Genomic DNA, 23,850 nt, shown 5'->3' on the forward strand with positions numbered 1-23,850 from the left:
CCCTGGGAGCTGTGCAGCCGGGTCGCCCCTGCAATGGGCAAGTGCAGTGGCTGCCCGGCGGGGCTGCCGCCCTGGCATGAATGGCGTTATACTCGCAGGCTTTTCACCGAATTCGTGCGAGTAGCCAGAGCCATGGAAATCCAACCGATCCTGAACACCATCAAGGACCTCACCGAACGCTCCCAGTCCATTCGGGGGTATCTTTGACTACGATCACAAAGCTGATCGTCTGATCGAAGTCAACCGCGAGCTGGAAGACCCCAACGTCTGGAACAAGCCCGAGTACGCTCAGGCCCTGGGCCGCGAACGTGCCATGCTGGCGCAGGTGGTCGAGACCCTCGACAAGCTGTCCAACGGCCTGGCTGACTGCCAGGACCTGCTCGACATGGCGGTCGAGGAGGGTGACGAAGGTGCCGTCGGCGATGTCGTGACCGAACTGGAAGGCCTGGAAGAAAACCTTGCCCAGCTCGAGTTCCGTCGCATGTTCAGCGGCGAGATGGACATGAACAACGCCTACCTGGACATCCAGGCCGGCTCCGGTGGCACTGAAGCGCAGGACTGGGCCAACATCCTGCTGCGCATGTACCTGCGCTGGGCCGACAAGCGCGGCTTCGACGCCACCATCATCGAGCTGTCCGAAGGTGAAGTCGCCGGTATCAAGGGCGCCACCGTGCACATCAAGGGCGAGTACGCCTTCGGCTGGCTGCGTACCGAAATCGGCGTGCACCGCCTGGTGCGCAAGAGCCCGTTCGACTCCGGTGCCCGTCGCCATACCTCGTTCTCGGCGGTGTTCGTCTCGCCCGAGATCGATGACAAGGTCGAGATCGAGATCAACCCGTCCGACCTGCGCATCGACACCTACCGCTCCTCCGGCGCCGGCGGCCAGCACGTCAACACCACCGACTCGGCGGTGCGTATCACCCACGTGCCGACCAACACCGTGGTGGCGTGCCAGAACGAACGCTCCCAGCACGCCAACAAGGATACCGCCATGAAAATGCTGCGGGCCAAGTTGTACGAGCTGGAGATGCAGAAGCGCAACGCCGCCTCGCAGGCGCTGGAAGACAGCAAGTCGGATATCGGCTGGGGTCACCAGATCCGCTCCTACGTGCTCGATGACTCGCGCATCAAGGACCTGCGTACCGGTGTCGAGCGCAGCGACTGCCAGAAGGTCCTTGACGGCGACCTCGACCAGTACCTGGAAGCCAGCCTCAAGCAGGGGCTGTAAACCGCACACCACTGCCGCGATACGAGGCCATGGGCCCGTATCGCGTGCCCTGCCCGACAGGGGCACCGAATACCTGATGGAAACAATGACGACATGAGCGACCTCAAGACCGAATCGCAAGACCTGCAACAGGAAGAAAACACCCTGATCGCCCTGCGCAAGGAAAAACTTGCCGCCGAGCGTGCCAAGGGCAACGCCTTCCCCAACGACTTCCGTCGCGACAGCTACTGCAACGACCTGCAGAAGCAATACGCGGACAAGACCAAGGAAGAGCTGGAAGCAGCCGCGATCCCGGTCAAGGTTGCCGGTCGCATCATGCTCAACCGTGGCTCGTTCATGGTGATCCAGGACATGACCGGGCGCATCCAGGTCTACGTCAACCGCAAGACCCTGCCTGAAGAAACCCTCGCCGCGGTCAAGACCTGGGACCTGGGCGACATCATCAGCGCCGAAGGTACCCTGGCTCGCTCGGGCAAGGGCGACCTGTACGTCGAGATGACCGACGTGCGCCTGCTGACCAAGTCGCTGCGTCCGCTGCCGGACAAGCACCATGGCCTGACCGACACCGAGCAGCGCTACCGCCAGCGCTACGTCGACCTGATGGTCAACGAGGAAACCCGCCACACCTTCCGTGTGCGTTCGCAGGTGATCTCGCACATTCGCAAGTTCCTCATCGAACGCGACTTCCTCGAAGTCGAGACGCCAATGCTGCAGACCATCCCGGGTGGCGCTGCGGCCAAGCCGTTCGAAACCCACCACAACGCCCTGGACATGGCCATGTTCCTGCGTATCGCGCCGGAGCTGTACCTCAAGCGCCTGGTGGTCGGCGGGTTCGAGAAAGTGTTCGAGATCAACCGCAACTTCCGTAACGAAGGCGTTTCGACCCGGCACAACCCCGAGTTCACCATGCTCGAGTTCTACCAGGCCTACGCCGACTACCGTGACAACATGGACCTCACCGAAGAGCTGTTCCGCGAGCTGGCGCAGCTGGTACTGGGTACTACCGACGTGCCGTACGGCGACAAGGTATTCCACTTCGGCGAGCCGTTCGCGCGCCTGTCGGTGTTCGACTCGATCCTCAAGTACAACCCGGAGCTGACCGCCGCCGACCTGCAGGACGTCGACAAGGCCCGCGCCATCGCCAAGAAGGCTGGCGCCAAGGTGCTGGGCCACGAAGGTCTGGGCAAGCTGCAGGTGATGATTTTCGAAGAGCTGGTCGAGCACAAGCTGGAGCAGCCGCACTTCATTACCGAGTATCCGTTCGAAGTGTCGCCGCTGGCCCGTCGCAACGATGACAATCCGGCCGTGACCGACCGCTTCGAGCTGTTCATCGGTGGCCGCGAAATCGCCAACGCTTACTCCGAGCTCAACGATGCCGAAGACCAGGCCGAGCGCTTCCTGGCACAGGTCGCCGAGAAGGACGCCGGTGACGACGAAGCCATGCACTACGATGCCGACTTCGTTCGGGCCCTGGAATACGGCATGCCGCCGACCGCCGGTGAAGGCATCGGTATCGACCGCCTGGTGATGCTGCTGACCAACTCGCCGTCGATTCGCGACGTGATCCTGTTCCCGCACATGCGTCCGCAGGCTTGAGTGATTTGAAAAAGCCGCCTCTCGGGGCGGCTTTTTCTTGCCTGGCTGTGTAGTCTCTGTACCGGCCCTATCGCGGGGCAAGTCGGATCGCCGCACCGCCGCTCCTGCAGGCGCGGCGCTGTACCTGTAGGAGCGGCGGTGCGGCGATCCGACTTGCCCCGCGATAGGGCCGGTACAGACAATGAACATCCCCCAGACAGACACCGAGGTCCCTACCGTGCCCCCCGCAAACGCCCAGCAAGGCGCCGCCGGCGTAGCCAACGCCGTCGCCGAGAGCGTGCAGTACCAGGGTCGCAAGACCAGCCGCCAGGGCAGCGAGCAACGCCGCCAGCAGATCCTCGACGCGGCCATGCGCATCGTCGTGCGCGACGGTGTGCGCGGTGTGCGCCACCGCGCAGTGGCGGCCGAGGCCGAGGTGCCGCTGTCGGCCACCACCTATTACTTCAAGGATATCGAAGACCTGCTCACCGATACCTTCGCCCAGTACGTCGAACGCAGCGCCGCCTACATGGCCAAGCTGTGGGCCAACACCGAAGTGGTGCTGCGCCAGTTGCTGGCCCAGGGCGACTGCAGCCCGCAGTCCCGTGCACGCCTTGCCGACGAAGTGGCGCGCATGACCGCCGACTATGTGACCCGCCAGCTGTACAACCGCCGCGACTTCCTGATGGCCGAGCAGGCCTTCCGCCAGGAGGCGCTGCTGTGCCCCCGTCTGGCCGAACTGGTGCGGGCCCACGAGCAGATCCTGCTGCATGGCGCGCGGCAGATGCTTCAGGTGGTGGGCTCGCGCCAGCCCGAGCAGGACGCCCTGGTGTTGACGGCCATCATCGAGCAGATGGAATATCAAGGGCTGCTCAAAGAAGCGAACGCCCAGGCCGATGGGCAGATGCTCGCTATCCTTACCCGTTACCTGCACTTGGTGCTGGCCGCGGTTTGAGGCGCAGCCGATCTTTTCAAGGAGAACCTGATGAAAGCCTGGCGTGTGCTGTTGTTGACCTTGTCGTTCCTGCTGCTGGGCGGGTGTCTGGTGACCTTCGACGAACCGCTGGCCAGTAATGAGCCGGCCCCCAAGGCCTTGCTGGGCCAATGGAGCAGCAAGGATGCCTGGGGCCAGCCACTGAAGCTGACCATCAGCCGCGTTGGCGGTAACACCTACAAGGCCGTGGCCCGTACGCAGGGCAAGGCCGCCGAGGAATACACTTTCAGTGTGTCGCGCCATGGCAACCGCTGGTACCTGTCTGCCGGCGTGCCCAAGCGGCTGGGGGGCAAGTTCCTGATTGGCGGTTTCGAGGTCGTCGACGGCAAGCAACTGGTGGTCTACAACCTTGACGTCGAGCAGGTCCAGCAGGCTGTAAACAACAAGGAGTTGAGCGGACGCAGCACCGAGGTGCCCGAGGATAATGGCCCGGGTGTGCTGATCGACAGCCCCCCCGAGCGGGTGCTGGCCTACCTCGACGATCCGGCCAACTCCGACCTGTTCGTCGAGGTGGCGCGGTTCCAGCGGGCCGGCAAATAGCGGATACCGCGTACCTGTGGGAGCGGGCTTGCCCGCGAATAGGGCCTTACAAGGAGTCCCCGGTGGACGAATACCAGCAAACCATACGCGCATTGTCCGACCGTATCGTCGCGGCCCAGACCCCGATCCGGGTCCTGGACGCGGTGAAATGGGACGACGGCATTCGCCAGGGCTTTTTCAAGGCCAAGGGCAAGGAGCCGCCAGCGGTGGACCGTGCCTACTACCAGAACCGTCCGCTGTCGTTCGACTCGAGCGCGGTGAAGGCCGAGTTCCAGGCCATCGAGCGCGACATCATCCGCCAGCTCGGCCAGTTCAACCCGGTCGGGCAGATCATGAAGCGCATGTGCCGCGAATACCGCATGGTGGTGCGCATGCTCGAAGCGCGCGGCACCGAGGACTTCGGCCTGATTTCCCAGGAGCTCTACGGCGCCGCCTCCGACGCGTTCCACGCGGGTGACCCGACCCTGGCCGACCTGGGGCTGATGCTCTCGGACTACCTGAACAACATCGATGGCCGTGGTGACCTGAAGGACGAGCCGAAAAACCTCACGGCCAAGGAGGCGGTGGAAATCCTCCAGCGCCGCCTGAACAAGGTCTTCGGCGAGGCAGAAGAAACCATCCGCGTGTTCGAGTCCGATGGCATCGTCGCCGATGCGGCGGCCGGTGCCGACTACATCAAGGTGCGCGCCGATGCCATGTTCAACAGCCGCGACGTACGCGCGCTGGAAGTCCACGAAGGGCTGGTGCACGTGGGCACCACGCTCAACGGCCTGAACCAGCCGATCTGCACCTTCCTGGCCAAGGGGCCGCCCTCGTCGACCGTGACCCAGGAGGGCCTGGCCATCCTCATGGAGGTGATCGCCTTCGCCTCCTATCCCAGCCGCTTGCGCAAGCTGACCAACCGCACCCGCGCCATCCACATGGTGGAGCAGGGCGCCGATTTTTTGCAGGTATACGAGTTCTTCCGTGGCCAGGGCTTCGAGATGGCCGAAAGCTATGGCAATGCCAGCCGGGTATTCCGCGGTTCGGTACCCAATGGCCTGCCGTTTACCAAGGACTTGTCCTATCTCAAGGGCTTCATCATGGTTTACAACTACATTCAGTTGGCCGTGAGAAAGGGCAAGCTGGAGCAGATTCCACTGCTGTTCTGCGGCAAGACCACGCTGGAAGACATGCGCACCTTGCGCCAACTGGTCGAGGAGGGCCTGGTGGAACCGCCGAAGTACCTGCCCGAACAGTTCCGCGACCTCAACGCGCTGTCGGCCTGGATGTGTTTCTCCAACTTCCTCAATCACCTGAGCCTGGATCGCATTGAAGCCGACTACGCGAACATTCTCTAAGCGTTGCCGCACCCTGTTGTTAGGGCTCGGGCTGACGTGCCTGGCCGGTTGCAGCAGCCTGCTGTTCTATCCAGAGCCGGGCCAGCCGTTCACCCCCGAGCGAGCGCACCTGCAATACCGCGACGTCACGCTGACCACCGAGGATGGCACTCGCCTGCATGGCTGGTGGCTGCCGGTCAAGACGGGCGTCGAGGTCAAGGGCACGGTGCTGCATCTGCACGGTAATGGTGGCAACCTGGCCTGGCACCTGGGTGGCAGTTACTGGCTGCCCGAGCAGGGTTATCAGGTACTGATGATCGATTACCGCGGCTATGGCCTGTCCCAGGGCACGCCGACACTGCCAGCGGTCTACGAGGATATCGACGCTGCGCTGGACTGGCTGGGCAAGGCGCCCGAGGTGCAGGGCAAGCCGCTGGTGCTGCTCGGCCAGAGCCTGGGTGGTGCGATGGCCATCCATTACCTGGCCGGCCATCCCGAGCAGCGCCAGCGTTTCAGTGCGCTGGTCTTCGATGGCGTACCGGCGAGTTACCGCGACGTCGGGCGTTTCGCCCTGAGCACGTCGTGGATGACCTGGCCGCTTCAGGTGCCGCTGTCGTGGCTGGTGCCGGACGCTGACAGCGCGATCCACTCCATCGAACGCCTGGACAGCCCACCCAAGCTGTTCTTCCACAGCATCGATGACAAATTGGTGCCCATGGCCAACGGTATCCGCCTGTACCAGCATGCCCCGCCGCCCCGCGTGTTGCAGTTGACCCGCGGCGACCATGTGCAGACCTTCGCCGACCCGACCTGGCGTCAGGTGATGCTGCGCTTCCTCGACGACCCCAGCCACTTCAACGGCCTGCGCCGACTGGCGGAAGTCCCGAATTACCCTGACGAGAAGAATGAGCAATGAGTGAAGAACGCAACGCCATCCCGCTGATCCTGACCGGTGTCGGCAGCATCATCGTGACGGTGGGTGCCTTGTGGTACTACGGCTACCTGCATTTCGCCAAGCCCGAGGACGCCCTGCTGCTGCAGGACTACACCATGCTCAAGACGATCCCGGGCGAAGACTATCGGGTTTCTCTCGATCCATCGCCGCAGGTGGCGCAGTGTGTCGAGGGTGTCCTGGTGCTGTTCGATACCCAGCAGAAGGGCCTGACGGGCGTGCTGGTCGACAACCGCAAGCGGGCGATCCGCTGCATGGGCCAGGACACGCCGCAGCAGGTGCAGTGACCCATCGCTGTTCCCCAGACATGAAAAACCCGCCATCAAGGCGGGTTTTTCATGTCACTCACGCAACCTGTATCAGCGCATGGTGGAACGCGGCTGAACTGGCTGGTTGTCGTTGGAGATGGTCACCTCCACGCGACGGTTCTGCGCACGGCCCGAGTTGCTGGAGTTGTCCGCGACCGGATACTCCTTGCCATAGCCCTGGGCGACCACGCGGGACGGGTCGATGCCGGCACGGAGCAGCGCACGGCGCACGCTTTCGGCGCGACGCTCCGACAGGCCCTGGTTGTAGCTGGCCGAACCGACGCTGTCGGTATAGCCCTCGACGATCACCTTGCGCTCCGGGTTTTCCTGGAGGAAGTTGGCCAGGGTGGTGATGTTGGGCAGGGCGCTGCTCTTCAGGTCAGCCTTGTTGAAGTCGAACAGCACGTCGCCGAAGGTCACTAGCGTACCGCGGTCGGTCTGCTTGGCGTTGAGGCTGTCCTGCAGCTTCTTGATCTGCGCGTCGCGGGCGTCCAGCTTGGCCTGGGCGCGTTGCGCCGCAGCATTTTTGATATCGGCTTCTGCGGTACGCAGGGCGATGGTCTGCTTGGCGACTTCGACACGCTGGTTGGTGAGGTAGGCCAGTTGATCGACCTTCTTCTCGTCTTCGCGGTCCATGTAGGCCTTGTCAGCCTTGTTCAGCCAGTCCTGGGCGTCCTTGGTCTCGAGGGCTGCCAGCTTGCTCGACTGCGGATCGCTCTGCAGCGCCGAGAAGTTGGTGCGGGCCGATTCGAGGTTGGCGTTCGGGTCGTGCGAGCACGCAGCCAGACCGACGCTCAGAGCCAACAGGGCAGGGATCATTACGTAATTGCGCATTGTGTTCATCCTTTGATCGATAACGAAGGCAGGGGAATACCGGGCAGGCCTCACTGGGCGCTGCGCAGGCCTTCCTCACGTACGTCCTGAACGCCCTGGCGGGCATCCTGCACGGCTTTCTGGGCCTTGGCTGCCTGTGCCTTGCGCTCGGCAACGCGGGCGTCCCATTCGGCCTGTTCTGCCAGTCGCTTGGCTTCGTCGTACTTCTTGTCATGCATGGCGATTTCCGCCTGCTTGAACTTGTCCTGCGCCGCTTTCATCTCCACGGCGGCAAACTCGGTGCCGCCTGCGCTGACGGCAGAGTTCACGGCAGACTGGGTCACCGCATACTGCTCGGTCGGCGGGTTGCCAGCACAGCCAGCCAGTACCAGGCTGCTGCCAAGCGCCAGCGCGGCCAGCTTGAGCCCGCGCAGAGAGTTGGACGGGAATTTTTCGGTGCGGGTCTTCATGGTGGTCAACTCCATTGGATCACTCCTGATAACGATGTCCGTGGCAGTCCATCGCTCCCTGACATACGCATGTGCTCGAGTCCAAAGCCAAACACCATGCGTGCAGGGTTTTTGCGTGATGGCTATTGGCTCCGACTTGAGCATTTTCAGAATAGTTCAGAAAAAGTTGCGTAGGCTTCGTAATTATTTCTGACTGGTCAGTCAGTGCTTTTCCTACGGAACTATTGCCGTGCGCGGCAGTATTCCCGGGCCTTCCAGCTCAAGCGTCGCGCTTGGGAAGCGTGTGGCTGAGGTCATGCAGATGCCGCCGCGACAGGCTGAGGAAGCGTGGCGTGGGGCCGATATCTTCGTACAGCGGATCACCCTCTTCATCGGTGGCGATCACCTGCTGGCCCTTCACGTAGGGGAAGCTGGCTTCGAGTTCTTCGAGCGCGGCGGCAACCAGTTCGCCGAGCAATTCTTCGGTGGTGCGCTTGGGGTACATCTCGACCAAGGCTGCCAGGCGCGCTTCGGACTCCAGGTCCAGGTGCAGGTGGTGCCCGGTGGGGCTGAGGGTGCCGGCGGCGTTCTGTTCCCAATGTTGTGCGAGCTCGCGGATTTTCATGATGACCTCTGTAAAACCATGGCATGAGCTGTGAGGGCCGTCTCTTCACTTTAGTTGCATTGGCCGATCCCGGCTTGCCTTGCGGGGGCGCCTGTGGGCACTCTTGGGGCAATGACCTGGGCGGCGGCGCGGGTGGACCGCGCGATGAGGAGAGCCAATGACCGATATCGATGTGCGCTTGCGTGAAGATGTCCATCTGTTGGGTGAACTGCTGGGCGAGACCATCCGCCAGCAGCATGGCGAGGCATTCCTGCAGAAGATCGAGGATATCCGTCACAGCGCCAAGGCCGATCGCCGTGGCGCGGCCGAGCAGTTGAGCTCCACCCTCGGCGATCTTGCAGACGATGACCTGTTGCCGGTTGCCCGGGCCTTCAATCAGTTCCTCAACCTGGCCAACATTGCCGAGCAGTACCAGTTGATCCATCGCCGTGGCGCCGACCAACCGGCGCCGTTCGAGGACCGTGCTCTGCCCGAGTTGCTGGCGCGGCTCAAGCAGGCAGGGCATGGCAACGATGCCTTGGCCCGGCAACTGGCCAAGCTGGACATCCAGCTGGTACTCACTGCCCACCCCACCGAAGTGGCGCGGCGTACGCTGATCCAGAAATACGATGCCATCGCCGCGCAGCTTGCCGCGCAGGACCATCGCGACCTCACGCCGGCCGAGCGCCAGCAGGTGCGTGAGCGCCTGCGCCGGTTGATCGCCGAGGCCTGGCACACCGAGGAGATTCGACGCACCCGGCCAACGCCGGTCGATGAGGCCAAATGGGGCTTTGCGGTGATCGAGCATTCCCTGTGGCAGGCGATTCCCAGCCACCTGCGCAAGGTCGACAAGGCGCTGTTCGAGGCCACGGGCCTGCACCTGCCGCTGGAAGCGGCGCCGGTGCGTTTCGCCTCGTGGATGGGCGGCGACCGCGATGGCAACCCCAACGTCACTGCCCCGGTCACCCGCGAGGTGCTGTTGTTGGCACGCTGGATGGCCGCCGACCTGTTCCTGCGCGATATCGACTACCTCGCCGCCGAACTGTCCATGCAACAGGCCAGTGACGCCCTGCGCGCCAAGGTGGGTGACAGCGCCGAGCCCTACCGCGCCTTCCTCAAGCAACTGCGTGATCGCCTGCGTGCCACCCGGGCCTGGGCCCATGCCTCGCTGGCCGGTCCGCAGCCTGCCGGTGCGGACGTGCTCGCCGACAACCGTGAACTGATCGAACCACTGCAACTGTGCTATCAGTCGCTGCACGACTGCGGCATGGGTGTGATCGCCGACGGCCCGTTGCTCGACTGCCTGCGCCGGGCGGTGACCTTCGGCCTGTTCCTGGTGCGCCTGGACGTGCGTCAGGATGCGGCCCGGCACCGCGACGCGCTGTCGGAGATCACCGAGTACCTGGGGCTCGGGCGTTATGCCGAGTGGGACGAAGAACAGCGCATGAGCTTCCTCCAGGCCGAGCTGAAGAATCGTCGGCCGCTGTTGCCCGCGCATTTCCAGCCCGAGGCCGAGACTGCCGAGGTGCTTGCCACCTGCCGCGAGATTGCTGCAGCACCAGCGGCATCGCTTGGCTCCTATGTCATCTCCATGGCTGGCGCAGCATCGGATGTGCTGGCCGTGCAACTGCTGCTCAAGGAGGCCGGCCTGACCCGGCCGATGCGCGTGGTGCCGCTGTTCGAAACGCTCGCCGACCTGGACAACGCAGGCCCGGTGATGGAACGACTGCTCGGCCTGCCGGGCTACCGTGCCGGCCTGCACGGGCCGCAGGAGGTGATGATCGGTTACTCGGACTCGGCCAAGGATGCCGGTACCACTGCAGCCGCCTGGGCGCAGTACCGGGCGCAGGAAAACCTGGTGCGCATCTGCCGCGAACACCAAGTCGAACTGCTGTTGTTCCACGGCCGCGGCGGCACCGTCGGCCGTGGCGGTGGCCCGGCCCATGCGGCGATCCTTTCCCAACCGCCAGGTTCGGTGGCGGGGCGTTTCCGCACGACCGAACAGGGCGAGATGATCCGTTTCAAGTTCGGCCTGCCGGGGATCGCCGAGCAGAACCTCAATCTCTACCTGGCGGCGGTGCTCGAAGCGACCTTGCTGCCGCCGCCACCGCCCGAGCCTGCCTGGCGCGAACTCATGGACCAGCTCGCCGCCGATGGGGTGAAGGCTTATCGCGCGGTGGTTCGCGAGAACCCCGATTTCGTCGAGTACTTCCGTCAATCCACCCCGGAGCAGGAACTTGGGCGCCTGCCGTTAGGCAGTCGGCCGGCCAAGCGCCGGGCGGGCGGCATCGAAAGCCTGCGGGCCATCCCGTGGATCTTCGGCTGGACCCAGACACGCCTGATGCTGCCGGCCTGGCTTGGGTGGGAAACGGCGCTGAGCAATGCCCTGGCGCGCGGCCAGGGTGAGCTGCTGGGGCAGATGCGTGAGCAGTGGCCGTTCTTCCGCACCCGCATCGACATGCTGGAGATGGTGCTGGCCAAGGCCGATGCGGAAATCGCCAGGGCCTACGACGAACGTCTAGTGCAACCGGCGCTGCTGCCATTGGGTGCGCATCTGCGCGACCTATTGTCGCAGTCGTGCCAGGTGGTGTTGGGCCTGACCGGCCAGCCGGTGCTACTGGCACACAGCCCGGAGACCCTGGAATTCATCAGCCTGCGCAACACCTACCTGGACCCGCTGCACCGCCTGCAGGCCGAGCTGCTGGCCCGGTCGCGGGTGCGCGAAGCCGCTCTGGACAGCCCGCTGGAGCAGGCCCTGCTGGTGACCGTGGCCGGTATTGCCGCCGGTTTGCGCAACACCGGCTGAGGCCGTCGGACAGCGCCGCACCGGGCTGCACGGTGATGCAGCCGGGGTATGCATCGGGGTAGGTTGCGATGGGTGCAACCTGCTCGGCAAAAGGGCGCCAGATGGGCGTTCGTGCAATTTTGGAACGCTTGTCTGCCTGCCGGGCGCTGTGTATCTTGAGCAGCCTTTTGACCGATTTTCCGGTCTGATCCGATTTTCCGGACTTGGCCCTGAACGCCGAATCCATTGATTTGCAATAAAAAAATATGAGGAGCACAAGATGCGCGTAATTCTGCTGGGAGCTCCCGGGGCCGGTAAAGGTACTCAGGCAAAGTTCATCACCGAGAAGTTCGGTATTCCACAGATCTCCACCGGCGACATGCTGCGTGCCGCTGTCAAGGCCGGCACCCCGCTGGGTCTGGAACTGAAGAAAGTCATGGACGCCGGCCAGCTGGTTTCCGACGATCTGATCATCAGCCTGGTGAAGGAGCGCATCGCTCAGCCAGACTGCGCCAAGGGCTGCCTGTTCGACGGTTTCCCACGCACCATCCCGCAGGCCGAAGCCATGGTCGCTGCCGGTGTCGACATTGATGCCGTAGTCGAAATCGCCGTGGACGACGAAGAGATCGTCGGTCGCATGGCCGGTCGCCGCGTGCACCTGGCCTCGGGCCGCACCTACCACATCCAGTACAACCCGCCGAAAGTGGCAGGCAAGGACGATGTCACCGGCGAAGACCTGATCCAGCGCGACGACGACAAGGAAGAAACCGTGCGTCACCGCCTGTCGGTCTACCACAGCCAGACCAAGCCGCTGGTGGACTTCTACCAGAAGCTGTCCGCCGCTAACGCCGGCAAGCCCAAGTACGCCCACATCGAAGGCGTCGGCTCGGTCGAGTCGATCACCGCCAAGGTGCTGGCAGCCCTGAGCTGATCGCCCTCTGCGTTTTACAACGGCCCGCTTGCGGGCCGTTGTCGTTTATACTGCCGCTCTTTTCCCTTTCGCCTGGATACACGTTCGATGACCACCCTGCTGGCCCTGGATACCGCCACCGAAGCCTGTTCCGTCGCCCTGCTGCATGACGGCAAGGTGACCAGCCATTACGAGGTGATCCCGCGCCAGCATGCGCAGAAGCTGCTGCCGATGATCAAGCAGTTGCTCGCCGACTCCGGTATCGCCCTGAGTGCAGTGGATGCCATCGCCTTTGGCCGTGGGCCTGGGGCCTTCACGGGTGTGCGCATCGCCATCGGTGTGGTCCAGGGGCTGGCGTTCGCCCTCGAACGGCCGGTGCTGCCGGTGTCGAACCTCGCCGCCCTGGCCCAGGGGGCCTTGCGCCAACAGGGTGTGCAGCAGGTGGCCGCGGCCATCGATGCACGCATGGACGAAGTGTATTGGGGCTGCTACCAGGCGCACGATGGCGAAATGCGCCTGCTCGATCAGGAGCGGGTGATCGCCCCTGAGCGGGTGGCACTGCCCCAGGCCGGCCAGTGGTTCGGTGCCGGCACTGGCTGGGGTTATGGCGAGCGTCTGGCGGTGCAGGTCGAGCGTTGCGATGCCCAGGCCCTGCCGCATGCCCTGGATATCCTCAGCCTGGCCGGTCATGCCTGGGCGCGTGGCGAGGCGGTTGCAGCCGAACAGGCTCAACCGGTCTATCTGCGCGATAACGTCGCTACGCCCAAGGCGCGCTGAGTGCAGTTCGTCGGCTATTGCCGTTCGAGATAAAACCTTTTGCGCGAACTGTGGTCCAGTTATCACACGCGCATTGGTGATGGAAGCCTGATGCTGCTAGATTGCCATCATTGCTCCCGAGTGCACCCATCATGCGCATCGACGGTTTCTCCTCACAGTCCTACCCGGTCAAGCGTGCCCCGCGCAAGGCGTTGGTGCGCGACGAGAGCATCGACGATGCGCAGGTAATCGAGGACGTCGAAGACGACGAAGCCGAGCAGATTGCCCGCGCCAACCGCCGCAGCGCCGGCCTGCCTGCGCGTCAGCAGGACATGGTATTCCCCCGCGCCCGTGACCGACGCACCGCCACTGCGCTGGCCAGTTACCTCAGCACCGCCGGTTTCACCGATTGGGAGATGGAAGTGCTGGGGTTGGACCTGTACATTTGATGGATGAATCCATCGCCTCTGCCTTATCACCTCGGTTGTCCGTCCTGGAGCGAGAACGCCTGGCGCGACTACCTGTATCCCGCCGACGCCCGCCCTGCTCAATACCTTGGCCTGTACAGCCAGGTGTTCAATGCGGTCGAGGGCAACACCACCTTCTACGCCCGTCCTGCGCCCGCCACGGTGGAGCGCTGGGCCCAGGTCATGCCCCAGCGGTTTCGCTTCACTGCGAAGTTTCCCGGTGACGTCAGCCATGCGGGCGATCTGCGTGATCAGCTTGAATCCGCGCTGGACTTCACCCGCCTGTTGGCGCCGCTGGGCGAGCGAGTAACCCCCTACTGGCTGCAACTGCCAGCGCTGTTCGGCCCGGCCCGATTGGCAGAACTGAGTCACTTTCTCGACGAGATCGGTGTGCCAGTGGCTGTCGAGGTGCGCAACGATGCCTTCTTCGCCCGTGGCGATGAAGAGCGCCTGCTCAACCGACTGTTGCATGAGCGCGGTGCGGAGCGGATCTGCCTGGATCCGCGGGCACTATTCAGTTGCACGTCGCGCGACCCGGCGGTGCTGCACGCGCAGGCCAAGAAGCCCAAGGTGCCGCCGCGTCCGGCCGCCTTCAGCCAGCACCCGCAGGTGCGCTTCATCGGTCATCCGGAGTTGGCTGCCAACGACTGCTTTCTCACACCCTGGGTAGACAAGGTCGCCGGCTGGATCGAGGAGGGGCGTTGCCCGTACATTTTCCTGCACACCTCCGACAACCGCCTGGCCGCAGCCTTGGCCCAGCACTTTCACCAGCGCCTCATGGTGCGGTTGCCGGGCCTGGCGGCCTTGCCGGAATTGCCGCGCGCACCTGAGGTCGAACAACTGGGATTACTCTGACCCCCAGACCTTGCCGGAGACCTGATCATGGATGTGCAAACCCTGCGAGCCGAAGCCTTCAAGATGTTGCATGAGCGTGATGGCGCCTTCGTCATCGCCAATCCTTGGGACGCCGGGTCCGCCAAGCTGCTGGCTGCGCTGGGCTTCGAGGCACTGGCCACGACCAGCGCAGGATTGGCCTTCAGTCTGGGCCGTCCTGATGCTGAGGGCGCTCTGAGCCTCGATGAAACCCTGGCCAACGCCCAGGCCATCGTCGATGCCACACCTCTGCCGGTGGCCGCAGATCTGGAGAACGGTTTCGGCGACCGGCCCGAAGACTGCGCGCAGACCATCCTGCGTGCCGCCGAGGCCGGGTTGGTGGGCGGCTCGATCGAGGACGCCAGCGGTCGCCGCGATTCCCCCATCCATGACTTCGACCTGGCCGTCGAGCGCGTACGCGCGGCAGTGCAGGCGGCCCGCAGCCTGCCTTTCCCGTTCACTCTCTGTGCCCGTGCAGAAAACCTGCTGCACGGGCGCTTGGACCTGGATGACACCATCAAGCGGCTGCAGGCGTTCGCCGAGGCCGGTGCCGATGTGCTCTATGCCCCAGGCCTGCGCAGCGTCGATGAGATACGAGCAGTGGTGCAGGCAGTTGCGCCCAGGCCGGTCAATGTGCTGATGGGCATGGCAGGCGTGCCGCTGGGGGTGAACCAGTTGCAGGACCTGGGTGTGCGGCGCATCAGTGTGGGTTCATCAATGGCCAGGGCGGCGCTGGGGGCTTTGCAGCGTGCGGCGCTGGAGATCCGCGACCAGGGCACTTTCGCTTACGGCGAGCAGGCGGTGCCGTTCGCCCAGCTCAACGATCTGTTCCGACGCTGATCGGCCATGCGCTTGCTGGCGACGCTGTTGGGCGGGCTGATGGTCGCAGGCGCTGTTGCCTGGTATCTCGGATGGCGCCCCCCGGCGGCGTGGAACCCCTGGGCGGCGCTCGATGTGCGTCAGCCGCCGAACCTGCTGACGGCCTACAAGCTGTCACGCCTGCGTGACGACCCGGATCTGTGTCGACAGGCACTGCAAACCTCCGCGCTGCGTTATCGGGAACAGGCCGACAGCCCGGAAACGGCGCGTTGTCCGTTACGCAACGTATGGCGTATCGAAGCTGGCGAGGCGCGGTTGAGCAGCAGCTTTCTCGCCAGTTGTCCGCTGGCGGTGGCCTATGCGCTGTTCGAGACTCACGGCCTGCAGCCTGCGGCGCAGCGTGTGTTCGGCCAGTCGGTGGCACAGGTGGATCACCTGGGCAGCTTTGCCTGTCGCAATGTCTATCATCGCGAGCAGGGGCGGCTTAGCCAGCACGCGACGGCCAATGCCCTGGACATCAGCGGTTTTCGTCTGAAGGATGGCCAGCGCATCGTGCTGGCGCGAGACTGGCAGGCGGGCGGGGCGAAGGGGCAATTCCTGCGCGAAGTGCGCGACGCGGCCTGCGAGAGCTTCAGTACGGTGCTTGGGCCTGACTACAACGCCGCCCACGCCAATCACTTTCATCTGGATGCGGGGCGGTGGCAGGTCTGTCGCTGATTCAGGCGTGTACGCGCACGTTGTTCAGCACCACCGGGCGCGCCCAGTGGGTGTCGAACTCCAGGTCGGTCTGCTGCTTGGCGAGAGTCGCGTCGTCGAAGGGTTCCGGGGCGGGCTCTAGCAGGTACTTTTCCAGTTCGGCGATTGGCAGGTGCAGCGGACGCGGCGAAGGCGCCGGGCCCGGCTCGGGCGAAGGATGGCCCTGGTTCATCACCAGCGGACGTAGCCAACTGCCGTTGAGGTCGAGCTGGCGCTGCTGCTCGATCAGTTCGCTGGCGCTGAAGGGTTCGGGGGCCGGCTCCAGCAGGTTGGCTTCCAGTTCCGCCTTGGGCAGGAACAGCGGCTCTGGCGGACGCACCTCGGTATCCTGAACCGGCAGCGCGCGCTGAATTTCGATCAATGCCAGCGCCTTGGCGCCACCCAGTGGCTCGCCGCTGTCCTTGTCGTACTGGCGAGTCAATGCCTGGCTGAAGCTGTCCTGCTCTTCTGCGGACTGCTCGGCCATCGCGCGGGCGAAGAAGTCCTGCCACAGGTGGCTGACGCCGCCCAGTGCCTGGGTATTCTGGCGACCGTAGTTGCCGACTGGCGACAGGTAGGTCAAACCGATGGGAAGAGTATCTGACATGGCAGTCGCGCGCGTTGTGCTCTGGCAGAATAGCGGATAGAGCTTTTATCGGCCGTGGCCGGGGTTTCATTAATTTTTTCGAGTGCGGGATCGGATGGCAGAGCAAGAGCAGGGCACAGGTATCAGGGTCGAGGCGCTGTCGGCGTCGTTCCAGGCGCAGGCACAGGAATGGTCGCAGCGTCTGGGCCTGCCGCAGGTGGATGACGCGGCGGAGTTCGCTGTGCAAATCGGTGCTGATGGTCTGCAGATCCAGCAATTGGGACCGCAGGCTCCCGGCCCGGTCCGGGTGGATTTCGTCGAAGGGCAGGCGGCGCATCGGCGCCTGTTCGGTGGTGGTAGCGGGCAGATGATCGCCAAGGCGGTCGGTATCGCCCAGGGCGTTCGCCCGCAGGTGCTGGATGCCACTGCCGGGCTGGGCAAGGATGCCTTTGTGCTGGCGAGTCTGGGCTGCCAGATGACCCTGATCGAACGCCAGCCGCTGATTGCTGCGTTGCTCGAGGATGGCCTGGCGCGTGGGCGCCTGGATGCCGAAGTGGCGCCGATTGTCGAGCGTATGCGCCTGCTGACCGGCAACGCCATCGAGCGCATGCGCGATTGGCAGGGCGAGGCGCCGCAGGTGATCTACCTTGACCCGATGTTCCCGCATCGTGACAAGAGCGCGCTGGTGAAGAAGGAAATGCGCGTGTTCCGCCCGCTGGTGGGCGACGACCTGGATGCTCCTGCACTGCTGGAGGCGGCGCTGGCGCTGGCCAGCCACCGGGTGGTGGTCAAGCGCCCGCGCAAGGCGCCGATCATCGACGGGCCGAAGCCGAGTCACAGCCTGGAAGGTAAGTCCAGCCGCTACGATATCTATCCGAAGAAGGCGTTGAAGGCTTAGGGGAAGCCAGCTCGAGGGGGGGCGCCGAACCGCCGCGAACACCGGCAAAGCCGGTGCATGAGCGCGATGTACTTTTCGCGGGCAAGCCCGCTCCTACAGGGGGCTGCTATACGCCCGCATGAACACCCCGACCACTTCGCGCACATGCTGCTCGGCTTCCTCTCCGGCCAGCGGCGGTGCGCAACCGAGCAACAACCGGTAATCGGCAGCGCCTTTGATCAGGCAGAAGAAATGCTCGGCGGCGCGCAACGGATTCTCCATCCGTAGCAGCCCTCGCTCGTCGACGCAGCGCAGCAGCTCCTCCATCTCGGCCAGCACCCGCTTGGGCCCCGCCTCGTAGAAGAACTGTCCAAGCCCAGGGTCCTGGCTGCCCAGGGCCATGATCAGGCGCGTGAGCTTGACCGACTCGTCGCTGCTGATCAGCGCCTGGAAGCCTCGGGCGATGTTGAGCAGTACGTCTTCGATCGGCACGCCTTCAGGCAGCTCGAAGATCAGGTCGGGCAGCTGCGTCTGGCAGGTGGCCATGACTGCCGAGCCGAACAGGGTCTGCTTGTCGTTGAAGTGGCTATAGACCGTGAGTTTTGAAACACCTGCCGCCGCAGCGACCGCATCCATGCTGGTGTTGGCGTAGCCAAGGCTGAGGAACAGCGACTTGGCGGCTTCGAGGATGGCCTCGCGCTTGGCGAGATCCTTGGGCCGGCCAGGGCCTGTGGGTGCGTCGATGGGCATTGGAATCCGTGTCTGTCTGATGAAGCGCTCATATTACCGGGTCGCGCGGCTCGCGGCTGCTACGCACGTCGCGGCGCAAATACATTTTTTCTCTCTCGCACCTGCTTCCCGGAGTCGTTTCGCTGACTTAATATACCCGCCAGTATAATTATTCGATGCGTCCTCTGCGAAAGGTCCTCCATCATGTTGCGTCGTGCGTCGCCCCTCGTCCTGCCCCTTGCCTGCCTTCTGCTGCTCACTGCCTGTGGCCAGGAGGCTGCTGCACCCGCGGCCCCGCGTCCGGCACTGGTGATCCAGCCCCAGCCCACCGGCGCCTCGGCCGACAGCTATCCGGGCGAAGTACGCGCCAGGTTCGAGCCGGAACTGGCGTTCCGTATTGGTGGCAAGGTCAGCAAGCGCCTGGTCGAGGAAGGGCAGCGGGTCAAGGCCGACCAACCACTGGCCGAGCTCGATCCACAGGATGTGCGCCTGCAGTTGGAGGCCAACCGCGCGCAGATGGCGGCCGCCGAAGCGAACCTGTCGCTGGTGCGGGCCGAACGCGACCGTTACCAGAAGCTGCTCGACCGGCAGATGGTCAGCCATTCCCAGTTCGACAATGCCGAGAACCTCTACCGTGCAGGTCTTGCCCGCCTCAAGCAGGCCAAGGCCGAATTCGACGTGGCCGGCAACCAGGCCGAATACGCGGTGCTGCGGGCGCCGCAGAACGGGGTGATCGCCAAGCGCCAGGTCGAAGTCGGCCAGGTGGTTGCGGCGGGGCAGACAGTGTTCACCCTGGCCGCCGATGGCGAACGTGAGGTGGCCATCGGCCTGCCCGAGCAACAGTTCGCGCGTTTCTCGGTAGGGCAGGCGGTCAGTGTCGAACTGTGGTCGCACCCCGAGCAACGCTTCGAGGGACGCATCCGCGAGCTGTCACCGGCGGCCGATCCACGCTCGCGCACCTTCGCTGCGCGAATCGCTTTCACATCGACGCAAGCCCCGGCAGAGCTGGGCCAGAGCGCCAAGGTGTACATCGCCCATGCCGAACACTCGCCGCTGTCGGTGCCGCTGTCGGCGGTGACTGCCGAGCAGGGCCAGGCTTATGTCTGGCGGGTTGGCAAGGACAATCGGCTGGAGCGTGCGCCCGTGCGTCTCGGCCCTTATGGCGCAGACAGCGTGCCGGTGCTCGAAGGGCTGGGCGCCAGCGACTGGGTGGTCGCCGCGGGTGGCCACGTGCTGCGCGAAGGCCAGGAGGTACGGCCGGTCGATCGCAGCAACCGTGTGGTGAACCTGGCGATCAAGGAGTAAGTCCCGATGGGTTTCAACCTTTCCGCCTGGGCGCTGCGCAATCGCCAGATCGTACTGTTCCTGATGATCCTGTTGGCGGCCATTGGCGCCATGTCCTACACCAAGCTGGGGCAGAGTGAAGATCCGCCCTTTACCTTCAAGGCCATGGTCGTGCGTACGCTGTGGCCTGGTGCCACCGCCGAAGAGGTGTCCCGACAGGTCACCGAGCGCATCGAAAAGAAGCTGATGGAGACCGGCGAGTACGACAAGATCGTCTCGTTCTCCCGTCCGGGTGAGTCCCAGGTCACGTTCATGGCCCGCGACTCGATGCATTCGAACGAAATTCCCGAGCTGTGGTACCAGATCCGCAAGAAGGTCGCGGACATTCGTCACACCTTGCCACCGGAGGTGCAGGGGCCGTTCTTCAACGACGAGTTCGGTACCACCTTCGGCAATATCTACGCCCTGAGCGGGGCAGGCTTCGACTATGCGGTGCTCAAGGATTATGCCGACCGTATCCAGATCCAGCTGCAGCGGGTCAAGGATGTGGGCAAGGTCGAGCTGATCGGCTTGCAGGACGAGAAGATCTGGATCGAGCTGTCCAACACCAAGCTGGCGACCCTTGGGGTGCCGCTGGCGGCGGTGCAGCAGGCGTTGCGCGAGCAGAATGCGGTGAGCACTGCGGGCTTCTTCGAAACGCCCAGTGAGCGCTTGCAACTGCGGGTCAGCGGGCGCTTCGACAGCGTCGAGCAGATTCGCCAGTTCCCCATCCGTGTGGGCGACCGAACCTTCCGCATCGGCGATGTCGCCGAAGTCCATCGCGGCTTCAACGACCCACCTGCGCCACGTGTGCGCTTCATGGGCGAGGATGCCATCGGCCTTGCCGTGTCGATGAAGGACGGCGGTGACATCCTGGTACTGGGCAAGGCGCTGGAAGCCGAGTTCGCCCGCCTGGCGCACAACCTGCCAGCGGGCATGGAGCTGCGCAAGGTGTCCGATCAGCCGGCAGCGGTCAAGGCTGGGGTCGGCGAGTTCATCCAGGTGCTGGTCGAGGCACTGGTCATCGTGTTGCTGGTGAGCTTCTTCTCGCTGGGGGTGCGCACGGGGTTGGTGGTGGCGCTGGCGATCCCGCTGGTGCTGGCGATGACCTTCGCCGCGATGCACTACTTCGGCATCGGCTTGCACAAGATTTCGCTGGGGGCGCTGGTACTGGCCCTGGGGTTGCTTGTGGACGATGCGATCATTGCGGTCGAGATGATGGCGATCAAGATGGAGCAGGGCTACGACCGGCTCAAGGCGGCGAGCTATGCCTGGTCGAGTACCGCCTTCCCGATGCTGACCGGCACGCTGATCACCGCTGCGGGCTTTCTGCCGATCGCCACGGCCGCGTCGAGCACCGGCGAGTACACCCGGTCGATCTTCCAGGTGGTGACCATTGCTTTGCTGACCTCGTGGGTCGCGGCGGTATTGTTCGTCCCCTACCTGGGCGACCGCCTGCTGCCGGACCTGGCCAAGCGCCATGCGGCGCGTCACGGCAATGGTGAGCATACGCCCGACCCTTATGCCACGCCGTTCTACCAGCGTGTGCGCAGGGTGGTGGAGTGGTGCGTGCGCCGTCGCAAGACCGTGATCGTGCTGACCATTGCCGCTTTCATCGGCAGCATCGTGCTGTTCCGCTTCGTGCCCCAGCAGTTCTTCCCTGCGTCGGCGCGGCCTGAGCTGATGATCGACCTGAAGCTCGCCGAAGGGGCTTCGCTGGCCAATACCGCCGAGCAGGTCAAGCGCCTGGAGGCCCTACTCAAGCAGCAGGACGGTATCGACAACTACGTGGCCTACGTCGGCACCGGCTCACCGCGTTATTACCTGCCGCTGGATCAGCAACTGCCGGCGGCGAGCTTCGCCCAGTTCGTGGTGCTGGCCAAGTCGCTCAAAGACCGCGAAGCCCTGCGCAGCTGGGCCATTACCACCCTTGAGCAGGAATTCCCGCAATTGCGCTCGCGGGTCACGCGCCTTGAGAACGGTCCGCCCGTGGGTTACCCGGTGCAGTTCCGGGTCACTGGTGAGCACATCGAGAAAGTACGCGCCCTGGCCCGCGAGGTGGCGGCCAAGGTGCGCGAGAACCCGCATGTGGTCAACGTGCACCTGGACTGGGAGGAGCCGAGCAAGGCGGTGTTCCTGGCGATCGACCAGGACCGTGCCCGCGCGTTGGGGGTGAGTACCTCGCACCTGTCCAGTTTCCTGCAGAGCTCGTTGACAGGTACTACGGTCAGCCAGTACCGCGAGGACAACGAACTGATCGAGATCCTCCTGCGCGGCACCCGCGAGGAGCGCAGCGACATGGGTAGCCTGGGCAGCCTGGCGCTGCCGACCGACAACGGCCAGAGCGTGGCGTTGTCGCAGGTGGCGACGCTGGAGTACGGCTTCGAAGAGGGCGTGATCTGGCACCGCAATCGACTGCCGACGGTGACCGTGCGTGCCGACATCTACGACAAGGAACAGCCGGACAGCCTGGTCAAGCAGATCCTGCCGACCCTGCAGCAGGTGCGCGAGCAGTTGCCCGACGGCTACCTGCTGGAAGTCGGCGGCACGGTGGAGGATGCCCAGCGCGGTCAACGCTCGGTGAACGCGGGCATGCCGCTGTTCATCGTGGTGGTACTGAGCCTGCTGATGATCCAGCTGCGCAGTTTCTCGCGCACGGTGATGGTGTTCCTCACCGCGCCGTTGGGGCTGATTGGTGTGACCCTGTTCCTGCTGGTGTTCCGCCAGCCGTTCGGCTTCGTGGCGATGCTTGGCACCATCGCGCTGGCAGGGATGATCATGCGTAACTCGGTGATCCTGGTGGACCAGATCGAGCAGGACATCGCTGCTGGGCTGGACCGCTGGCAGGCGATCATCGAGGCCACGGTGCGGCGCTTCCGGCCCATCGTGCTGACCGCCCTGGCGGCGGTTCTGGCGATGATCCCGCTGTCGCGCAGCGTGTTCTACGGGCCGATGGCGGTGGCGATCATGGGTGGTCTGATCGTGGCCACGGCGCTGACGCTGTTGTTCCTGCCGGCGCTGTATGCGGCGTGGTTCAGGGTGAGGAAGAACGCCTGAGGCCGACCTTCAGACCGCCGCGATTTCCTCGGCGGTCAGCGTCCTGAACGCACCTGGCGCCAGGGCCGGGTCCAGATGGATCGGCCCCATGCTTTCGCGGTGCAGGCCGATCACCTTGTTGTCGAAGTGGCCGAACATGCGCTTGACCTGGTGATAGCGCCCTTCGACGATCGCCAGCCGCGCGCTGCGTGGGCCCAGAATGTCGAGTTGGGCGGGCAGGGTGGTGAGGTCTTCGAAGGCGAAGTAGAAGCCTTGGCGGAATTTGTCGATGTAGTGCGCGCCGATTTCGTCCTCGGTCTCGACCAGATAGATCTTCGCCTGCTTGGTGCGTGGTTGGGTCAGGCGGCGTGACCATTGGCCGTCATTGGTCAGGATCATCAGGCCGGTGGTGTTGTAGTCCAGGCGCCCGGCAATGTGCAGGTCGTCACGCAGTTCGGGCGGCAGCAGGTCGAGTACGGTGGGGTGCTGCGGGTCGCGGGTGGCGCTGACGCAACCGGCGGGCTTGTGCAGCATCAGGTAGCGTGCCGGGCGCCCGGCCTGCAGCAACTGCTCATCGACCTCGACTCGGCTGAATTCACGCACCTCGTGGCGCGGATCGATCACCGGCTGCGCGTCGACCCGCACACGGCGCTGCACCAGCAGCACGCGCACCTGCTGGCGATTGTACTGGGGGAAGTTGGCGAGAAATCGATCGAGGCGCATCGTACAAGTCTTAGAGAGGCTGCCGCTGGTCGGCTGCCTTGAGCTGTTCGTCGACTGCTGCACAGCGAGGGCACAGACAGGCTTTGTTACGCAGTTCGTCGGGAAGCGCTTCGAGCACAGCGGAGTCGATGCTGACGCTGAAACACCAGCAGGCCTGGGTGGCACTGCGCGGGTCGGCCAGGGCGCACTGGTTGGCGGCGCCGCAGGCGGGGCAGCGCTGGCTGTCGTTCATGGGGGCTTCCGGGTATTCGAGGTAGATCTGCACGGAGGCGCGCAGTATATCCGCTCACAGCTCTTGTCGCGCCTATGTCCATTTGTATTTCCAGATCGTTCTGTCTGTTTCAATTTGTTGCGCAAATGGCACCGGACCTCGGGCGCACTGTCTTACTCAGTGTCGATCAACGTGTTGCGATCGACGTCCGCCAGCGCCGCTGTGCCGGGCAATCCAG

Annotated in this window: 24 protein-coding genes; 17 read left to right on the forward strand and 7 right to left on the reverse strand. The window is 64.3% G+C overall.

What is annotated here, in order from left to right:
• Positions 1-132: 132 nt before the first annotated feature.
• The 7 genes from prfB (at position 133) to IAE40_RS11120 (ending at position 6,895) form a co-directional block, all read left to right on the forward strand.
• A protein-coding gene (gene prfB / locus IAE40_RS11090; protein WP_112897576.1) for a peptide chain release factor 2 occupies positions 133-1,228 on the forward strand; the annotation gives its coding sequence in 2 pieces (ribosomal slippage) (positions 133-204 and positions 206-1,228; 1,095 coding nt in all).
• A gap of 93 nt (positions 1,229-1,321) precedes the next feature.
• The gene (gene lysS / locus IAE40_RS11095) at positions 1,322-2,824 is read left to right on the forward strand and encodes a lysine--tRNA ligase (protein ID WP_054895070.1); all 1,503 of its coding nucleotides are present in this window, start codon (positions 1,322-1,324) and stop codon (positions 2,822-2,824) included.
• A gap of 181 nt (positions 2,825-3,005) precedes the next feature.
• Complete coding sequence (locus IAE40_RS11100; RefSeq protein ID WP_063543332.1) at positions 3,006-3,758, forward strand: TetR/AcrR family transcriptional regulator; 753 nt, start codon at positions 3,006-3,008, stop codon at positions 3,756-3,758.
• Between the two features lie 30 nt (positions 3,759-3,788).
• A complete protein-coding gene (locus IAE40_RS11105) occupies positions 3,789-4,337 on the forward strand; it encodes a hypothetical protein (RefSeq protein WP_153773972.1) in 549 nt (182 codons plus the stop codon).
• A 62-nt stretch (positions 4,338-4,399) separates the two neighbouring features.
• Positions 4,400-5,677 (forward strand): flavohemoglobin expression-modulating QEGLA motif protein, encoded by a 1,278-nt coding sequence (locus IAE40_RS11110; protein WP_054895067.1) that lies wholly within the window; start codon positions 4,400-4,402, stop codon positions 5,675-5,677.
• A complete protein-coding gene (locus IAE40_RS11115; RefSeq protein ID WP_200603172.1) occupies positions 5,649-6,572 on the forward strand; it encodes an alpha/beta hydrolase in 924 nt (307 codons plus the stop codon). The genes IAE40_RS11110 and IAE40_RS11115 overlap by 29 nt, the downstream gene beginning before the upstream one ends.
• Entirely contained in the window at positions 6,569-6,895 is a 327-nt protein-coding gene (locus IAE40_RS11120; protein WP_063543336.1) for a hypothetical protein, read from the forward strand. Before IAE40_RS11115 ends, IAE40_RS11120 begins: the two co-directional genes overlap by 4 nt.
• A gap of 72 nt (positions 6,896-6,967) precedes the next feature.
• Here the strand turns inward: IAE40_RS11120 and IAE40_RS11125 are convergent, their stop codons facing one another.
• The 3 genes from IAE40_RS11125 to IAE40_RS11135 form a co-directional block, all read right to left on the reverse strand.
• Positions 6,968-7,750: an OmpA family protein gene (locus tag IAE40_RS11125; protein ID WP_065863151.1), complete on the reverse strand. Its 783-nt coding sequence runs from the start codon at positions 7,748-7,750 to the stop codon at positions 6,968-6,970.
• 50 nt (positions 7,751-7,800) lie between these two features.
• Positions 7,801-8,214 carry a DUF4398 domain-containing protein gene (locus IAE40_RS11130; protein WP_054895063.1) on the reverse strand — a complete coding sequence of 138 codons (414 nt, stop codon included), beginning with the start codon at positions 8,212-8,214 and terminating at the stop codon, positions 7,801-7,803.
• Between the two features lie 244 nt (positions 8,215-8,458).
• A complete protein-coding gene (locus IAE40_RS11135) occupies positions 8,459-8,803 on the reverse strand; it encodes a hypothetical protein (protein ID WP_063543338.1) in 345 nt (114 codons plus the stop codon).
• A gap of 157 nt (positions 8,804-8,960) precedes the next feature.
• On the opposite strand from IAE40_RS11135, the gene ppc reads away from it, so the two are divergent.
• The 7 genes from ppc (at position 8,961) to IAE40_RS11170 (ending at position 16,109) form a co-directional block, all read left to right on the forward strand.
• Complete coding sequence (ppc, locus tag IAE40_RS11140) at positions 8,961-11,588, forward strand: phosphoenolpyruvate carboxylase (protein ID WP_112897578.1); 2,628 nt, start codon at positions 8,961-8,963, stop codon at positions 11,586-11,588.
• Positions 11,589-11,847: 259 nt separating this feature from the next.
• Entirely contained in the window at positions 11,848-12,498 is a 651-nt protein-coding gene (gene adk, locus IAE40_RS11145; protein WP_153773975.1) for an adenylate kinase, read from the forward strand.
• Between the two features lie 87 nt (positions 12,499-12,585).
• Entirely contained in the window at positions 12,586-13,254 is a 669-nt protein-coding gene (tsaB, locus tag IAE40_RS11150) for a tRNA (adenosine(37)-N6)-threonylcarbamoyltransferase complex dimerization subunit type 1 TsaB (RefSeq protein WP_112897580.1), read from the forward strand.
• 131 nt (positions 13,255-13,385) lie between these two features.
• Positions 13,386-13,682, forward strand: coding sequence for a hypothetical protein (locus tag IAE40_RS11155; RefSeq protein ID WP_054895058.1), 297 nt, complete (start codon positions 13,386-13,388; stop codon positions 13,680-13,682).
• A gap of 3 nt (positions 13,683-13,685) precedes the next feature.
• Positions 13,686-14,555 carry a DUF72 domain-containing protein gene (locus tag IAE40_RS11160; RefSeq protein ID WP_200603173.1) on the forward strand — a complete coding sequence of 290 codons (870 nt, stop codon included), beginning with the start codon at positions 13,686-13,688 and terminating at the stop codon, positions 14,553-14,555.
• Between the two features lie 27 nt (positions 14,556-14,582).
• Entirely contained in the window at positions 14,583-15,413 is an 831-nt protein-coding gene (locus IAE40_RS11165; protein ID WP_153773978.1) for an isocitrate lyase/PEP mutase family protein, read from the forward strand.
• A 6-nt stretch (positions 15,414-15,419) separates the two neighbouring features.
• The gene (locus IAE40_RS11170) at positions 15,420-16,109 is read left to right on the forward strand and encodes an extensin-like domain-containing protein (protein WP_200603174.1); all 690 of its coding nucleotides are present in this window, start codon (positions 15,420-15,422) and stop codon (positions 16,107-16,109) included.
• 1 nt (position 16,110) lies between these two features.
• Here the strand turns inward: IAE40_RS11170 and IAE40_RS11175 are convergent, their stop codons facing one another.
• Positions 16,111-16,734, reverse strand: coding sequence for a hypothetical protein (locus IAE40_RS11175; RefSeq protein ID WP_054895054.1), 624 nt, complete (start codon positions 16,732-16,734; stop codon positions 16,111-16,113).
• Between the two features lie 94 nt (positions 16,735-16,828).
• Between IAE40_RS11175 and IAE40_RS11180 the strand changes: the two genes are divergently transcribed.
• The gene (locus IAE40_RS11180) at positions 16,829-17,611 is read left to right on the forward strand and encodes a class I SAM-dependent methyltransferase (protein ID WP_200603175.1); all 783 of its coding nucleotides are present in this window, start codon (positions 16,829-16,831) and stop codon (positions 17,609-17,611) included.
• A gap of 93 nt (positions 17,612-17,704) precedes the next feature.
• On the opposite strand, the gene IAE40_RS11185 is transcribed toward IAE40_RS11180, so the two are convergent.
• The gene (locus IAE40_RS11185; protein ID WP_200603176.1) at positions 17,705-18,340 is read right to left on the reverse strand and encodes a TetR/AcrR family transcriptional regulator; all 636 of its coding nucleotides are present in this window, start codon (positions 18,338-18,340) and stop codon (positions 17,705-17,707) included.
• A gap of 183 nt (positions 18,341-18,523) precedes the next feature.
• Between IAE40_RS11185 and IAE40_RS11190 the strand changes: the two genes are divergently transcribed.
• Together IAE40_RS11190 and IAE40_RS11195 are read left to right on the forward strand one after the other, a co-directional pair.
• Positions 18,524-19,624: an efflux RND transporter periplasmic adaptor subunit gene (locus tag IAE40_RS11190; RefSeq protein ID WP_200603177.1), complete on the forward strand. Its 1,101-nt coding sequence runs from the start codon at positions 18,524-18,526 to the stop codon at positions 19,622-19,624.
• Positions 19,625-19,630: 6 nt separating this feature from the next.
• Entirely contained in the window at positions 19,631-22,699 is a 3,069-nt protein-coding gene (locus IAE40_RS11195) for an efflux RND transporter permease subunit (RefSeq protein ID WP_200603178.1), read from the forward strand.
• A gap of 9 nt (positions 22,700-22,708) precedes the next feature.
• On the opposite strand, the gene IAE40_RS11200 is transcribed toward IAE40_RS11195, so the two are convergent.
• Both IAE40_RS11200 and IAE40_RS11205 read right to left on the reverse strand, forming a co-directional pair.
• Positions 22,709-23,401, reverse strand: a complete 693-nt coding sequence (locus tag IAE40_RS11200; RefSeq protein ID WP_151925346.1) for a pseudouridine synthase — start codon at positions 23,399-23,401, stop codon at positions 22,709-22,711.
• Positions 23,402-23,411: 10 nt separating this feature from the next.
• Positions 23,412-23,633, reverse strand: a complete 222-nt coding sequence (locus IAE40_RS11205) for a cysteine-rich CWC family protein (RefSeq protein ID WP_153773982.1) — start codon at positions 23,631-23,633, stop codon at positions 23,412-23,414.
• Between the last annotated feature and the right edge of the window lie 217 nt (positions 23,634-23,850).

Source organism: Pseudomonas sp. S44 (genome assembly GCF_016624805.1).
GTDB lineage: Bacteria > Pseudomonadota > Gammaproteobacteria > Pseudomonadales > Pseudomonadaceae > Aquipseudomonas > Aquipseudomonas machongensis.